The sequence below is a fragment of the Halomarina rubra genome (assembly GCF_023699475.1).
Lineage (GTDB): Archaea > Halobacteriota > Halobacteria > Halobacteriales > Haloarculaceae > Halomarina > Halomarina rubra.
Map to the genome: position 1 here is coordinate 754,154 of NZ_JALXFV010000003.1, position 14,811 is coordinate 768,964.

The 14,811-nt window shown below is 51.9% G+C and carries 11 protein-coding genes and 1 tRNA gene; 5 read left to right on the top strand and 7 right to left on the bottom strand.

Features of this window, described 5'->3' with window-relative positions; translation table 11 throughout:
• The 6 genes from M1L36_RS09090 to M1L36_RS09115 all read right to left on the bottom strand — a co-directional run.
• On the bottom strand, positions 1 to 2,874 hold a 2,874-nt coding region (locus tag M1L36_RS09090; protein WP_250873395.1), incomplete at its 3' end, for an SIR2 family protein.
• A gap of 463 nt (positions 2,875 to 3,337) precedes the next feature.
• Positions 3,338 to 4,216, bottom strand: coding sequence for a hypothetical protein (locus M1L36_RS09095; protein WP_250873396.1), 879 nt, complete (start codon positions 4,214 to 4,216; stop codon positions 3,338 to 3,340).
• 88 nt (positions 4,217 to 4,304) lie between these two features.
• The gene (locus M1L36_RS09100; RefSeq protein ID WP_250873397.1) at positions 4,305 to 4,949 is read right to left on the bottom strand and encodes a Cap15 family cyclic dinucleotide receptor domain-containing protein; all 645 of its coding nucleotides are present in this window, start codon (positions 4,947 to 4,949) and stop codon (positions 4,305 to 4,307) included.
• Positions 4,950 to 4,961: 12 nt separating this feature from the next.
• Positions 4,962 to 6,185: a nucleotidyltransferase domain-containing protein gene (locus M1L36_RS09105; protein ID WP_250873398.1), complete on the bottom strand. Its 1,224-nt coding sequence runs from the start codon at positions 6,183 to 6,185 to the stop codon at positions 4,962 to 4,964.
• Complete coding sequence (locus M1L36_RS09110; RefSeq protein ID WP_250873399.1) at positions 6,178 to 7,047, bottom strand: hypothetical protein; 870 nt, start codon at positions 7,045 to 7,047, stop codon at positions 6,178 to 6,180. The genes M1L36_RS09105 and M1L36_RS09110 overlap by 8 nt, the downstream gene beginning before the upstream one ends.
• Positions 7,048 to 7,512: 465 nt before the next feature.
• The gene (locus M1L36_RS09115; protein ID WP_250873400.1) at positions 7,513 to 8,286 is read right to left on the bottom strand and encodes an HNH endonuclease; all 774 of its coding nucleotides are present in this window, start codon (positions 8,284 to 8,286) and stop codon (positions 7,513 to 7,515) included.
• Positions 8,287 to 8,462: 176 nt separating this feature from the next.
• Here M1L36_RS09115 and M1L36_RS09120 point away from each other — a divergent pair, with 176 nt between their 5' ends.
• Both M1L36_RS09120 and M1L36_RS09125 read left to right on the top strand, forming a co-directional pair.
• Positions 8,463 to 9,398: a hypothetical protein gene (locus M1L36_RS09120; protein ID WP_250873401.1), complete on the top strand. Its 936-nt coding sequence runs from the start codon at positions 8,463 to 8,465 to the stop codon at positions 9,396 to 9,398.
• A 166-nt stretch (positions 9,399 to 9,564) separates the two neighbouring features.
• Positions 9,565 to 9,636 (top strand) — tRNA-His (locus M1L36_RS09125).
• Positions 9,637 to 9,707: 71 nt separating this feature from the next.
• On the opposite strand, the gene M1L36_RS09130 is transcribed toward M1L36_RS09125, so the two are convergent.
• Positions 9,708 to 10,451: an HNH endonuclease gene (locus M1L36_RS09130; protein ID WP_369694214.1), complete on the bottom strand. Its 744-nt coding sequence runs from the start codon at positions 10,449 to 10,451 to the stop codon at positions 9,708 to 9,710.
• 217 nt (positions 10,452 to 10,668) lie between these two features.
• On the opposite strand from M1L36_RS09130, the gene M1L36_RS09135 reads away from it, so the two are divergent.
• The 3 genes from M1L36_RS09135 (at position 10,669) to M1L36_RS09145 (ending at position 14,810) form a co-directional block, all read left to right on the top strand.
• Positions 10,669 to 11,661, top strand: coding sequence for an endonuclease NucS domain-containing protein (locus M1L36_RS09135; RefSeq protein WP_250873402.1), 993 nt, complete (start codon positions 10,669 to 10,671; stop codon positions 11,659 to 11,661).
• Between the two features lie 201 nt (positions 11,662 to 11,862).
• Positions 11,863 to 13,803, top strand: a complete 1,941-nt coding sequence (locus tag M1L36_RS09140; RefSeq protein WP_250873403.1) for a hypothetical protein — start codon at positions 11,863 to 11,865, stop codon at positions 13,801 to 13,803.
• Positions 13,800 to 14,810 carry a hypothetical protein gene (locus M1L36_RS09145; protein ID WP_250873404.1) on the top strand — a complete coding sequence of 337 codons (1,011 nt, stop codon included), beginning with the start codon at positions 13,800 to 13,802 and terminating at the stop codon, positions 14,808 to 14,810. Before M1L36_RS09140 ends, M1L36_RS09145 begins: the two co-directional genes overlap by 4 nt.
• The last annotated feature ends 1 nt before the right edge of the window (position 14,811 follow it).

The window sequence follows — 14,811 nt, forward strand, 5'->3', positions numbered from 1 at the left end:
GACCTCCCGATAGATGATACGTTGGTGAGGTATCCAACTGTTCAACAGCACGAAGTTATGCGATGACGTTACGTAGTCCCGCCATTCTTTGAGCATATCGGATATCTGTGGGTAAATAGCTCCATCTGTTCGCTCCACTGCTGAAACTAGCCATGAAACCATAGCAGGCTGATTAGGTGCTAATTCCACCCCATGTTGATTCCGAATGGATATTGTCGACTCGACGACGCTACTGATAAGGCCAACAAGCTCCTGAAGATATCCAACCTCTGAATACATTCGGGCAGATTCGAAGAGGTGGCCTTCAGCACTCTGAAGGTATCTCCTCGTAAGATTCGAATCATCTGAATCTCTGGCCGCACTCAGAAAGGCCGCGGTATGGTATTCGTAAACTGTCCCTCGATCATAACTGGACCCCTCGTGACTGTTAATAGTGAATCGGACGTCACATAGCACAGAATAAGCTGCACAGTACTTGTCTTGCTTAATAAGTACACCTGCCTTATTGTCCAAAGCGTATGCACCGGCAACCTCGTCTCCGGTATCGTCGTAGAGGGATGCAGCCACCTCAAACCAGTGAATCGCAAATTCTTGATATTGGCTTTGTGACTCTGAGTCTAAGCCCACCTGATTAGAGAGGCCGCGACAGCACACGCCTAATTCATCGGCTGCTTCTGCTTGTATGGACAAGGAATCTGTGGTTGAGAAAGCTTCGTATAAATTGTCAAATGCTGAATAAGTTTCTTGATTTAGTCGATTGAGAATACCTTCGTGGAGCGCCAACAATGAGTCATCCCACGTGGATTGATACTCTTCAATTGTATTCGAAATCTCATTCAGTTGTAAAACACGGTTCCCATATGTGCCGATTGCTGCAATTTCGTATAAGCGAAGGAGTTGTTCTTGCTCCTCATCACTGAGTGAGTCCATTACCTCTCGAGTCTGGTCGAGACGAGTTCTGAAATAGTCGTTGAGCGTCGTCCACAATGACCCATCAGAAACGCCCAGAATTGAATCTCCATGTTCAACCAATATTTCGAGTGCTGAATCGACACTTGTAGCCAGCCAATAGTGAAATTCAGCCTCGCGGAGATAGTGTTCTTTCTTGTCATCTCTTACCTTTTCAACCCAGTGTCCGAATACGTCTCCAATCGTCTCACTAACGTCTGATTCATCGCAATCTACCACCTCTGAGGGAATATCGTAATTAAGACGGATGTATCCTCGATGCTCTTGAATCAACTCCGAGTCAACAAGGGCTGATACCCCATCCCCTCCAAACGTCTTGTTTAACTCGACCACGACGTCATACGGCTTTGAATATCGCATGATTGACAGCGCTGATAGCGTCTGCCGATCTCCTTTAGATAGATTTCCCAATTGGCTATTCATCCACTGCATGGATTTCGTGCCCTGTTGGTTGAGATCAACATTCGTCACATGGCTTGGTTTGCCGAACAGAAAAGGCAAATCGGCCATGACCACGACATTTCCATTGTTCACATGAGACTGGGTAGTAATGATTTCGTGCACAAGCTGAACGAACTTCATCGAGAATTCTGAATCAGCACCATTCGGAAGGCGGTCAAAAATAATAGTCCCACCCTCCCCAAGATATCGCTCTAGAATATCATCGTTGTCCTCAAATTCTCTCAGCGACAAACCACTGCTAGATGCGGCCTGCTTCAGCTCAGCAGCAAATTCTACTCCAATTGATGTCTGGTGACCTCGGACATCGATATAGCAATAATCTGAAATTTCTTCATGTTCTAAAACGTAGCTAATCGCCTCTGACTGTGCCATAGACCCTCCATTGTGGCACCATACCGCTGCACCATCACTGAGGTGAGTCCGAATTTGATCTGCAATCGGTATCACACCTGGGACAATACCACTTTTCAGGGGTGGGCGTTGGCGAATCTGTCCAGAAGACCCTCTAAATGCCTCGAACACATTACGAATCTCTCTGGAAACTCCGAAGGGAGATGGTGCGGGCAAAGACAGACCCAATCTGTCAAACAAGTCAATGAGAAATTCGTGAGCTGGAATTCTCGACTTCGAGTCCTCTGGCTCAATCACATAGAATGGCACGTCTGCCTCATCTGCATCCTGCTTAAATCGTGCTAACTGGTCTACCCAGTCAATTTGGCTGTATCCCACCCACCATACTCCCTCTGACAATCCTCTATCCCTTTTTGCAGCCTGACGAAGCAAAGACATAACAGATTCGTCATGGCCGCCATAGCCGAGGACGACCAACCCTCGTCCGTCAAGCAAAGGGAGGAGCTTCCTCTTCATATTCTCGTTTACCCTCTGCGTCATTTCATCAGACATGTTTGCGAGATCGTCGTACAGAAAATCCCCGTGCAGCTTAATCACGGAAGAGTTGGCGTCTTGGAGGTCCCGGGGATCTATCTGGTCATCAGTGTGATACACTTGATGCGTTCGCTCACAATTCATGCTGAATGCGATTTCCAGGAGGTGGTCGAAATTTGTCGTCAACACGTTATCGCAGTAGCCAGACTCAACGAGTTCTGCAATCAAGTAGTGAGAACCAATTGCTGATTCTCCCCAGCGTCCTGGATAATTACCGCTAAGTGGCGGTACTCCTGCAATCCATTCTTCGATCAGAGCTCTCCGAATTCGCGCGTCGTCTGGCCCTCCGACTGGAGACTGTCGCCAAGCATCAGCATAGTCTGTATCTGGTGTGATATCTGCTGAGGGGTATCGGTCACAGAGTTTTTTGACAATTTCTTGAGCACTTGGAATGCCTGCTCGCACTGAAATCCCTGCTCCGGTGAGGAAGACAATCTCAGATCCCCTGTTGAGTTTTTTTGTGAGGGTGGACCGAGGAGACTCATGAGTGTCGCTCATTGGTACAACCAAATTTGGCAACATACTAAGCATTCTCATGGTAAAGAGCACAATCGGAGATTCTCCAACCCGACTGTGGTAGCTGCTATATTGTGGGTGGTCGTTGTGGAGCGCTCAATAGAAGCTTTCCTGAGATGACGTCTGGTGAGGAGGTATTACTGGATGGTATGAAACCTGGCCGACAATTACTCAATAGACGTTCCTGTATCTCCCTGAATTTCAATTAGACCAATACGTGCCCGACTCACTTTGTTGTACTATGGTACAGCGGCTTGGAGCCGTTCAATTCCTGTCGAAATCACTGAGATTAGTCTCAAAGTGATAGAGATTCTAATCGCTGGTAAGCGCGACCAAGAGACAGTTGCGAGTGGAATCAGACCTCTGGTAAACCGTCGGATTTGCATCCACTGCTCTTTAGTTCGCTTATCGGGCTGGCTCTTCCCAGGCAGTTCTTGAGGACTTCCTACAACTTAGACACCTTCATCAGGCACTCTTGAATAATTTTGCTGTAATCTGCGGATCGAAAGTCAAGGTGGTGCAACTGCACAACAGAGATATCCTGAAGATGGCCTCTATCTTTGACGCCATTGGAATCACCGTCATGAGATAGAATCTTCCCACAGACTCGGGTCGAGAATTGACTTTCGGCTACCTTCTCGAACCCTAAGCGCTTGAACATCTGCATAGACTTATCCCCCATTGAGAACGCGATTTCAGGTGAAATTGTCTTCAATTCGTCTTCGAACCAATCGATACCATGGGGTGTACGTCTGTAACGATTCCTGGGCGCTTGATGTTTGATTACGTTCGTGTAAGCGAAGTCACCGAAAAACCCCTCTTTCTCTCCGATTGGTGGATTCGACAAATCCTTCCGGTACGACTGGTATTTCTCGTAGCAAAGATAATCTCTAAAAGTCTCATCGTCGATTACCGAGTCAAGTTCGAGTTTACCTTCTTCGAACACCTCGTTTACAGCGCATATTAGTGATTTTAGATTGTGCTTTCCACCGTTATAAAGATAATTTGAAATTGTGGTGCGAGAATGGTCAACGAGTGTTTGGATGTCGAAGTCGTTCGACTCATCACCTAATTTGAAGTGGGACGGATGGACACCATCCGTGTGGGTGCCCGGCTTCAGATCGGGATTCGTTTGCACTAGCAAATAGTCACGAGGACCACTCGAGTGAACTCGAAACATACCTCTCATCTTTATTCTCCCATAGTTTGGGTGAACATCACGTGTGTTCAGTTGATCCCTAAAATACTCGTCAGCGTATTCGTATTCTTGCAGAGGATGATTCTCAATTGCTTGCCGGTGAATGCTGCGGAGCCTTTCGTCCATGACTGAACGGTAATTTCCTAATATATGCCACTACTGATATTCTGTACTAGAAAAATATCTTTGGGAATGATTTATCTTCTCAGTTGTTTCAATCGGAACTAAACTTCATCCCTCCGTGGTTCTCGCGCTTTGGTCCGGTGTAATACACTCCTTCCAATGTCTCTATCTTCCCCTCTGGGTTGTACTCTAGATTCGCCGTGCCGTAGTGGAGTCGCATTGCATCCGGTGTTTCCATACCTGGGTTGTTCTCGTATTGGTAACTCAGCGTTGGCCAGCGCGAATCTTCGACGAGGAGTGTACCGCCTTCACTCATGGACGACGACTGCTCTGTCGAGAGGTCGACCTGCATTCGCCACCATTGCTGGGTGATGGTGAGCGTAGCTCTGACCTTAGTGTACTCGCTCTCCTCGTCGTTCTCTACGTGAATCGCCGACTCAGGGATTTCACCATTGTACGATGTCTTCAGGTATCCCTCCCACTCGCCGTTCAGGTCCGGGGTTTTGACGATTCCCAAGCGCTGGAAAACCTTCCACCGCCAGAGATACCGATTCCAAGCAAGGAATAGCCCGGCGAATACCGCCCCGAATGATGGGATGAGGACCGCTGCTGTGTACCCTTCGACAACGAATCGAGAAAGCAGGCCTTCCCCGAGTTGAATAACGATGAGGCTGAGTGCACCCAGTAGACCGAGTACCTTCAGCCGCCGATCGCTATCGATAGAGTATGTGTGCATTCTCCCCTTTACTCAGTTGTAGTAATTCTGGTAGAGCCACACGAGCTCACCGACGAACCGTCTCGCATCACGCTCGTTCCACCGCGTCGAATCCCGGCCAAACAGTGGTTGTTTTCCGTGCTGCGTCGTGAACGACGAGAGATCGTTCCGATTGGCGTGGAGGTAGTTCACGATTCGGACGAACCGTTCCTGTGGGTCATCGACGAACGCCTCGTCAGGAACGTTCGAGAGAAGGCCAGCGATGAAGTACGACGGCGCATCGTCTTTGGAGAAGCGGCCCTTGTGAACGAGGTTCTGCCGCGCTCGCTTGATCATCCGAACGGACTTCCGGTAGTTGCCCCCGGTAGCCTTGTTCTTCGCAGCCCCTGCTTGGTAATGCTGCTCTGGTGCGTTGGTGATCTCTTCGCCCGACTTCGAGCGGAACCACAGCTCTTGCTCTTCATCAGGTGATTTGTAGCGCTGGCACACCACGACGTCGGCGTCAATCTGGAGCGTCGAGTCCGAGGCGTGGACCTTGATGGCCTTGTCATCGACGACGACCGCGTCGTCTCCATAGCGTTCACGAAGTGCAGCGATGACGTCGTCTTTGAACTGCTCGTAACTGTAGTCCGTTGGCTGTCCGTCCTCGTTTACTCCCTCTGTGTTCCGTAGGAGCCGGTTGCTGTCCCTCCGATGCGGACTCGTGAGTTGGATGACGATGTCGACGTCACTGTTCCCGTGGATATTGGTGTGGTTCTTGTACGACCCCTGGAGGAAGACACGGAATTCGATGTCGTCTCTATCAAGGTGCGAACTGTTCGTGAGAGCACGCGAAAGCGCGTCTTTCGTTCGCTTTGGCGAGGAAGACGGCCCAGACTTCGACCACTGCTCAAGCTTCGACGGCGGGATACCAGTACCCTCCGTGGATAGCTTCTCGTCGTCAGTACTCAGGATTCCTCCAAGGAGTGTCGAAACGAGTCCGTCATCCTCATCAGAATCGTCTCCCTCGGCCACACCGGTCGGCTCAGAGACCGCAGGGCCCGAGGCAGACACACCTGCGGAGCCTCCACCGCCAACGCCACCGCTCGAATGTGTCTCGGAGTCGTCGCTCTCCTCGGCCTGCCCATCCTTTTCTGGCGACGAAACCCCCGGGACTTCGTCGAGCTCACGCTGATCTGGGTCCTTGAGATCCTCGGGGAGGCGGTCATTTGCAGTGTCGGTACTGGCGTCTGATGAATTATTCCTGTAACTACCCATGGACTGCCTCCTGTGAGAACTGCTGAAGTGAGAGCTGGTTGTATCCTGTTCCGACAGCCTCGGAAATCTCTGCGCGAAGTGCACGGAGTCGACGGTGTGCCTCCTCAATGGGTGTGTCAAGGAACTCGGTTTCACGAAGCCACACGTATCGCCCTGCTGCGGCGACGACAGAGGCGGGAAGACCTTCGAGATATCGCGGTGAACCGAGCCCAATCAGGACGATCCCCGTTGGATCACATACCGCGTCGATAGTTCGGAGCCACTCACGGCATTGTCGAATCTGGTTACCTGCTTTCGGGCCGAAGAACTGACCGACATACACACCGACATAGCCGTCGGCGAGCGGCTCGATGTGGTCGTAGCAGTAGCGGAGCTCGTCTGCATACACTCCCTTGAGCAGTGGGAGAACCCGAGTCTGGCACTCTGCTTCGTGAAGCAACGTCGCAACACGCCTGACCCCGTGGATGTAGTCCTCTAAGTTCTGTGCCCGTATCTCAGGGTCCATGTCTCCATCTTTGTAGGTTGGGACGTCGAACGGCAGATACCAGTGGGGATTGACCGCCCGGACGGGGGTGAGTTCTTCCTTGAGGCTGAGTGTCTTGAGATACTCATCTGGTACGGTCGATGTCGCAACCAGCGGGCGCTCGGGTGAGACTGCCAGCACGTCCTCGACGGTGGTTCCCGCGCTCTGGAGGCGAACAAGTTCGGGGTGATCGATCATCAGTCCATCAGCGGTATCCGATGGTGCGAATACCTCGGGTACACCCTCTCGTGTGAGCCTGACCCGACTGTAGAACCCACCCGGTGGATGCGTCTGCTGAGTATTCTGGTTACGGCTATTTCGGCCTCCCTCACCGCTCATTGGAGACCTCCATTGACCCGATAGATGGGTCTCGTGCTGTGCTACTCGTTGCTGGACACAGGATGCGTCGCTGAGTCATTTGGGCTTGCTCTGTTCCCTGTGCTTTTTCGGACGAGGCCGATGGTTTCTGGCTGCCTCGAATTTATCGGGGAACGAGTACGTCTTGCGTGTCAATCAATATTAAACTAGGGGTGGTCTACAGCGCGGCAGACCTCCTATCGGTAGAATCCAGTCGATTCCCTCAACCCCAAAACTGAGCGTAATCAGGAATTCGCTCGCTCATCGGGTGAAGGTTGCGGATATTGAGGACAATATGGACCTGAAACGGTTGGATTCTGTGCCTGAGTCGGTGCTGGGGAAACAAATGATGTACCACGATGCGTGGACACGTTTACACCAACGTCCTTGTCTGTGGTTAGTGCCTAAAGCCGCCAATTCGTATCATGGGTGCCCCCTTTAGCTGACTTAAGAATCAGATAGTGATGAACTTGCAGAATTTTTTGGTGGCCACCAGGGGACTCGCTCGTTGTGCTTCTTCAGATATTTAGCAGACGGTGGTTCATCAGGCCACTCCAACGTCTCGTTGCCGCAGAGAAATTGCTCAAGTGATGGGTTCTGGTTGGCTAGTCCTGGTCTGGCGATGACCTCGTACGATTCTGTAAACGTCCACATCTGCAGGTCGAAAGCTCGATGGTGGGTATAGCAGAGTAGCAACCCGTTGTCTGGGTCACCACGCAACTCCTCAAATTCGCTCCAGGGCAGGATGTGGCCTGCCTGTAACAAGCCTGGTGTTGAAATATCGCAAAGTAGGCACGAATCGTCGTACCGGTCGCGGAGTGCCGCACGGAAATCTGCTTGTCCACTTCGACTCTTTGTTTCGGTAGACGAATCTCCAGTATTGATGCGTGTTTTTTCACCACCGGCGCTTGAATCGTCCTTCGGCGAGTGAAGTCGTTCTTTAGCCCGGTCTGCTTCGTACGCAAGCTCTTTCTCGTTACCGTAGAAGTCCTCCCAGATTTCTCGGCACCCCTCACTGAGGTGGCTCATCCCTTTTGAGCCCTGGGGGTCCAGGTACCGATAGTTCGATAGTCGTAGTGCGATGGAACTTGGTGTTCGACCAGTCATTTCGGCAGTCTCCTGAACTGTTGGGTCGCTCTTATCCACGACAATCCCTGGCGTGTTGAGGTACAAGTCAAGTGTAACTAGGTACTCATCACGTGTCCACGTGTTCCCCGGCATACTGTAGCAGAATGTTGTTCAACTAATCAATCCAATCATGTTCGGCTGGTAAAAAGCCAGAGGTCTAGATTCGAACGGTAGTGTTCCAAACGACTACTCAACATTTGACTGCTAGGAACCATCGAGGGGGTTGGTGATTCTGCACATTCTATACTCTGTCCGGAGATAACTGGTGTATGGAGCTATCAAGTTTCACTGCCAAACAGATTGCGTCGGAAGCTGACTGCTCCACTCGTGAGGGGTATGAGTCAGAATTGGATTACTACCAGCAACGAGAATACACTTACATTCCCATGCCTGAAGACGGCCGTTACTACCATGTAGGAATGGGTGAACTCTGTGAGATAGACTCAAATCAGTATGTGGAACCAGACACCGAGATACTCACGGTATTCTCTATCCTTGAGAAGTACGATTTCGCCCTAATCGATTGGTACGAAAACTTGGTCACAGGAGATTCTGCAGTTTACATCGCAGATCAACTGGACGGTGCTGACGCGTCAGAACTTGCGATGGAGGTGCTTGAAGATGCCGAGGCTGTCAGAGAACGATACCCAGATGATGACGTTATTGATGATTTTATATTCGCAATCAAGTCAACCAATGAGCTCCGATACTCTATTATCACTCTTGCAGATGTGAACAAACGAAGAGCCAGAGAGTTATTTTACCGGGTATTCTCGGAGTTTGAGGTTCTGCTATCCACTTTGGTTGAGAATGAGTATCCCGACTCCACTTCTCTTTTCTACGACGCGAGCCCGGAGGCAATTGGTCGCTGGCAAAAGTCAAAGATTGACGACCTGGTCGTCCATATCTCGGAGCATATGTACCTGAGCACTCTGATGGATATCGTCGGAAAATCCCAGTCCCTCCGACGAGAGTTCGGCTACGAGTCTCGTAGTCAGTTCAAAAAGGACCTAGGTGGGCTGATTCAACTCAGAAACCGGATTATGCACCCTACGAAGACCCTCGTCCACGATACTGAAGACCTCTCAAAAACCATCTCCAGACTCCAGCGCGCTATCAACGCTGTTGACGAATTCCACCGTGACGAAACAGAATCGGAGTTCCCAATTCCAGATGCGGGAACGAAGCTTTTGTATAGCGGTTGATTAGATCGCAATCTTATTCGATACTGATGTATAATGGACACTAAAACAACATATGTGTTATGTGGAAATTCCCCGGGGAATAATCCGTTCGTTGAGTGAGTCTGTGACATGCTCAACCCCGAGTCGTAACGTATTCAAAGGGACACCGGATACTAGCGAATGCGTGTCCGGGTTGGGGTAATGGTCATCCTTCAGCCTTGTGGAGGCTGAGACGCGGGTTCGATTCTCGCACCCGGACTCAATATTCTGGCAAAATTTCCAGAAACAAACCGAATTTTGTTCTGTTTGTCTATGCCTGTCCTTCTCGTACTAATCCGAAGCCTCTGATCGCGTTGGATTATCTGCCGGCTGATCACTAACGCCGATAAGTAATCTGAGCTTCTCCCGCTTGATCTTGTCAAAATCGGCCTTTCGGTGGCACCCCGGACAAAGCGAGATGACGTTCTCGATAAAGTGGGCGTCCGTGACATCATAGCCTTCAGCGTTGACGAAAACACGAACTGGGATGATGTGGTGGACATCTGGATTGCGACCGAGGGCCTCGTCGGTCGCACCACAGCACCGACACTGGTGTTCATCTCGTTCAAGAGCAGCCTGCCTGATTGCTGCCCATCCAGGTCCGTATGGGCCTGTGTCACCTCCTTTCCAGTTCGGATGCCCCGAACCAGTAAATGCATCTGAAAGCCACTGACGTCTGCAGGGCTCGCTGCACGTGACGACGCCGCTATCTGGAATGTTGCTCGGGTAGCGCTTGACAGCAGAATCACAAACTGCACAGCTGAGGATGCGTTTTCCACCCTTCCACCTGTGGTGGTCGGGTCCTTCCAAACATGGGGTCGTTTGCCACGACTCGTTCTGAACGCACTCAGAACAGTACCGGCCGGGTTTCTCTGATGGATAGTAGCTGAACCGAGCGGTGCAGATTTCACACGTTGCAATCATCCCACCGTGGCCGGATGGAAGACGGGTTCCATGATGCTCGGAATGGTGGATTAACATCTGCTGCTCTGAGTCGAAGGGATGCTCACACGTTGGGCACGGCAGACCACTCATTGGCTGCCTCCGAGGCAAAGGGGATGTTTCGCTATTCTCGCTGTTGACGTTACTAGCTGCTGGTGGTAGTACTGAACGAACATCGGTACACAGGCCCGCCCATGCGCGCCTGCACCCCCTGCAGGCGCGCACATAAATCTGGCCGTGAAGCCAGTAACGAACCAACACAGTCGCCAGTCGCTGGAACTATATCGAACATACAGAGACTCTATTAGCAATGGATTTCCCAGCAGAACGAGATGATACGCCCAAAGTGTGGAGGCTTCGATCAGGTTACCTTGAGAACTGGCCCGACTGGAAGGACCACGATATTGTCTCGGTCGGGTGGGATATCGGCGCAATCAGAGGGGACGTCTCCGACGAACCTGCGATATCTGACGGGTGCGACTCGCTTGATGAAGTCGAGAGTGAAGTCAACCGACTGATCGAAGAGAGATATGCTGATGACGAAGACGACGACGTAAGCCTTGCGTACGGTGCGGTGAAGACAGTAACGGCGACCCGAAGCGATCGGTACTTCGCTCCTGGTGATTACGTCATCGTGTTTGGGCACAAGATTCGCGGACAACCCGTCATCCATGGGGTGGCTCGTCTCAAAGAGTATGTTGGTAACAAGCACCCTATCTCGAAGGAGAGCCACCCGTACCAATGGGAGGTTGAATACTTAGCCAAAGGGCCAGTCCGGAAGCACGACCTATCGGAGAAGTTCGACGGGGGGAGTCTGAATCTATTCCTTCGCCCGACACTCTGGAGGTTCCGTGATGCGAAGGAAGAGGACGTCAAAGAACTCGCGAGGGAGATTGGTGATTTAGTCGGTGAGAAGAAGGACATCTCGCTCTCCCAGTCGTACTTCGACTACAAGGAAATTGACATGCAGCGATACCTCGGCGACAACATCAACCTGCTGCCGTATGATATCCAGAAGACAACTCCTGAATTCTGTATCGACGACGACAACAGAGCAGATTTCTACTGTGAGCTGACCGACGGCGAGACGCTTATCGTTGAGACCAAACAGCATCATGCGACCACCGACAACTTGGACCAGCTCAATGGATACATTGAGGCCCATCGGAAGGAAACAGGTAAAGATGCACAAGGGTGCCTGATTGCTCCTGGTTTTGTCCAGGAAACCATAGACAAGGCAGATAATCATGACATATTGTGTCTGCGGTTCGTCCCACATGCTGAGTTGGAACCTCTCCACTAATCATCGGGCTTGCCCTGCGTTTCGACTTCTTGGAGGGGGAATTTCTCATCGAAAACGTGCTCAATTTGCCACTAACCAATTTGAGCTTTAATGTCCGGCTGTAGACTTCACTACAGGAGCCGGTCGCGATGGTATCTCTCATCTATACAATCGTACTTTTTTATACATCGGTGCCCCACGTGCGAGACAAGGACTAATCATATGCCCTCAGAATCTGCTCGACCGGAGGACTGGTGGTTCAAAGAACAACCACCAGGACAATCTCACAGCCCAGGGCTGCTGCAGAAGAAGACCCTCGATAGAAGCTTGGAGACCTTCGTCAAGGAAGTTCTCCAGAATATCAATGACGCGGGTCTTGATAACGACTCCCCCGTTGAGGTCACCTTTCGTCTACTCGAATTTGATGAACCTAGTGAAGTGTTCAAGAACGCCATCTGTTGGGACTCTCTCCTGGAACACGTCCGCGCAGCGAAGGAAGAACAGGATGGGCCTGGATTGGACGACTATATTGACTACCTGGACGATGGTGGGACGCTTAGGCTCCTCATCGCAGAGGAGAAGAACACGAGTGGTATCCAGGGCGATGAGGTGTCCACGGAGGGCGACTATGCAGCGCTGGTCAGAGACCCCGGGAGTAGCAACAAGAGTGGAGACACCGGTGGGAGGCATGGGTTGGGAAGTTCCGTCCTGTGGGTTGCTAGCGGTCTCCAGACGGTCCTTTTCAACTCGTACTTAGACGAAGAACTCTCGGGACAGGAGTCTCCTCGCCTAGTAGGGCGATCGTTCGTCCCGACGCACGCCACTTCAGATGGTCAGTGGTACGACAACGAAGGGTGGTTTGGTTCTCCGACGGGTATCGAAAATCCTGATTTGGAGCGACCCGAGTCGGTATGGGGGGACGTCGCTGAGGGGTTGGCTGAGGAGCTATCGTTGAATCGCCCAGGGGAAGCGGGGACGAGTACGATGGTGGTCGGCTTCCGAGACCCCTCCGACCCGTCAATGGAGGAACAACCTTCCCCCGCGGAGATAGCGGATACGTTTGAGGAAACTACTGCTGATTACTTCTGGCCCGCGATAAGCCGTGGAGAGCTTGAAGTGCATCTCAATATGGCTGGAGACGTCCGCCACATCACCGATGAAACGATTCGCGATCACGAGAGGGTCGCACCCTTTATCGCGTGTTACGAGAACCGCGAAGGGGCTGCTGATTCGCTGAACGGCCCAGGGAGCGTCGCGAACATAGAGTTTGAGTACGAGATTCAGAGTCGGAAGGACAGCGAGACGCCAGCCTCCGGGCCTGTCTCACTCGCCGCGCGGCGTGCATATCCTGGTGAGGAGGAGCGGGTTGGAGAGATTGCACTCTTCCGTGGGTCGGGAATGGTGGTCCAGTACAAACCTGGTCATCATCTCGGGTTTTCCGAAAAGTTCCACGGCGTGCTCGCATGTGGGAACGCTCGGCCAGGGATGGAAGACGAACCGACTGATGAGGACAGTGCCATCGACAAGTTCCTAGCGATGGCCGAACCGCCTGCTCACGACGATTGGATTGGTGAGAAGAACGACGAACTCAAAGGGACATATGAGTCGGGGTGTGTGAAGTGCATTAAGCGACTGAAGAAGCAACTGCTCCGAAAACATTTATCGAAGCTCCTCTACGGGGCACGCGAGAGTACCGGGCAGTCGTATCGTCCGTCTCGAGATATCGTACCGAAGATAGCACGCTCAAATGGGAGAGAAACGAGTCGCTCCACTCCCAGCCTCGCAGCTCCCTTCGATTGGGAGGTGACCGACTCAACGGTTGACCGGAACCGATGGACGTTCCGTGGTTGGATCGAACCGACAATTAACGGTTCCAATCGTGTGGCAGAGTGGAGCGTTATTGTGGAGATGGCGGCGATGTTCGAAGACAACCGCGAAGCGTCGAAGATACCGGTTGACGAGGTACGCATCGATTCGGCTAGCAGTGATGGCCGCGTTGACGACGGACGAGGTGTGATCAAGGCTACAGAGGACTCTGGTAGGATTTGGTTCGACATCCGATCAAAGGTGTTCGCAGACCGTGATCCGAGATTGGGCGATGTGGGTGAGACGAAATTCAAAATCGTTGATGGTTCCATCACCGTTGAGGAGGTGTCCTCATGAAGGAGATTCGACTGAACAAGAGCATGTCCTACCGGACGTACCCCCACCGGTGCGAACCGGGATCGTTGGACTTCACTGTCAGGGAATACTCACTCAACGGTGAATCAACGAGCGAGGTGGACGGCGACCGCCTAATTGACGTGACGGAGTACGAGGGATGGGAGACGCTCTCGTTGGAACTTGAGGTAACGATTCCAGAGGGGCTTCTAGGGAAGGTGTTCCCAGAGTTTGGGGAGATTCCGGGGATGCTCGCCGTTACCGTACACTGCCGTGACACCTACCTTCGTGATCGGTTGGTGTTGCGACGGGACCCAATTAGCTCCGGAACGTATTCTAAGACGTGGGAGTTCAACGCTCAGGAGGTGACCGGGTCGATTGACTTGCGTCCGCTTCTTCTCCGGACGACCGATGCCGAGGACTCCGGTGCTTATGCCACCGATGCTGGGGTGTTCGTAGCTGACGGAGAGAGGTGGCGTGTAGAGCTCAATGACGATAGCGGCGAAGGCGAGGATTTGTTCGATATTCGCGGGACCGAATTCAGTTCGAAGCGTGAATCCAATCCAGCTAGTCGCTTCCCCGCAAAAGACCGGCTATACTATCTCGATCTTGAATCGGATGCCGAGATTCCCGTCCTATGGCTGAACGAGGACCACGAAGAGGTTGTGCCGTTGCTCCAGAGCCCTGAGGGGCAATACGAGAAGCTGACATCGGAATTGGCGTGGAATCAGGTGATGACACCCGTTTGGACTCGACTCATTACCATCGCAGCGACACAGTACGATTCAGACGACGAGGAGTGGCCGTTGGATTGGCAAGGGGCCGTCTTTGACAAGCTGCACGATGCGTTCTACGAGGACCATAGCCCGGAGAAGGCTGCCGAACGGCTGCAAGAAGAACTCTCCGAGTCTATTGAAATTGCCACCAAGAGAATTGATGATGCCGTACAGGCACTGCTTGACCCAGCCGAATACTACACGAAACACGTGCGAACTCTTTCAGATAAATGAC

Coding starts and splice junctions, on each gene's coding strand:
- M1L36_RS09100 (WP_250873397.1), bottom strand. CDS start 4,949: ATGCACACATACTCTATCGATAGCGATCGGCGGCTGAAGGTACTCGGT.
- M1L36_RS09110 (WP_250873399.1), bottom strand. CDS start 7,047: ATGAGCGGTGAGGGAGGCCGAAATAGCCGTAACCAGAATACTCAGCAG.
- M1L36_RS09115 (WP_250873400.1), bottom strand. CDS start 8,286: ATGCCGGGGAACACGTGGACACGTGATGAGTACCTAGTTACACTTGAC.
- M1L36_RS09095 (WP_250873396.1), bottom strand. CDS start 4,216: ATGGACGAAAGGCTCCGCAGCATTCACCGGCAAGCAATTGAGAATCAT.
- M1L36_RS09120 (WP_250873401.1), top strand. CDS start 8,463: ATGGAGCTATCAAGTTTCACTGCCAAACAGATTGCGTCGGAAGCTGAC.
- M1L36_RS09140 (WP_250873403.1), top strand. CDS start 11,863: ATGCCCTCAGAATCTGCTCGACCGGAGGACTGGTGGTTCAAAGAACAA.
- M1L36_RS09135 (WP_250873402.1), top strand. CDS start 10,669: ATGGATTTCCCAGCAGAACGAGATGATACGCCCAAAGTGTGGAGGCTT.
- M1L36_RS09130 (WP_369694214.1), bottom strand. CDS start 10,451: ATGAGTGGTCTGCCGTGCCCAACGTGTGAGCATCCCTTCGACTCAGAG.
- M1L36_RS09145 (WP_250873404.1), top strand. CDS start 13,800: ATGAAGGAGATTCGACTGAACAAGAGCATGTCCTACCGGACGTACCCC.
- M1L36_RS09105 (WP_250873398.1), bottom strand. CDS start 6,185: ATGGGTAGTTACAGGAATAATTCATCAGACGCCAGTACCGACACTGCA.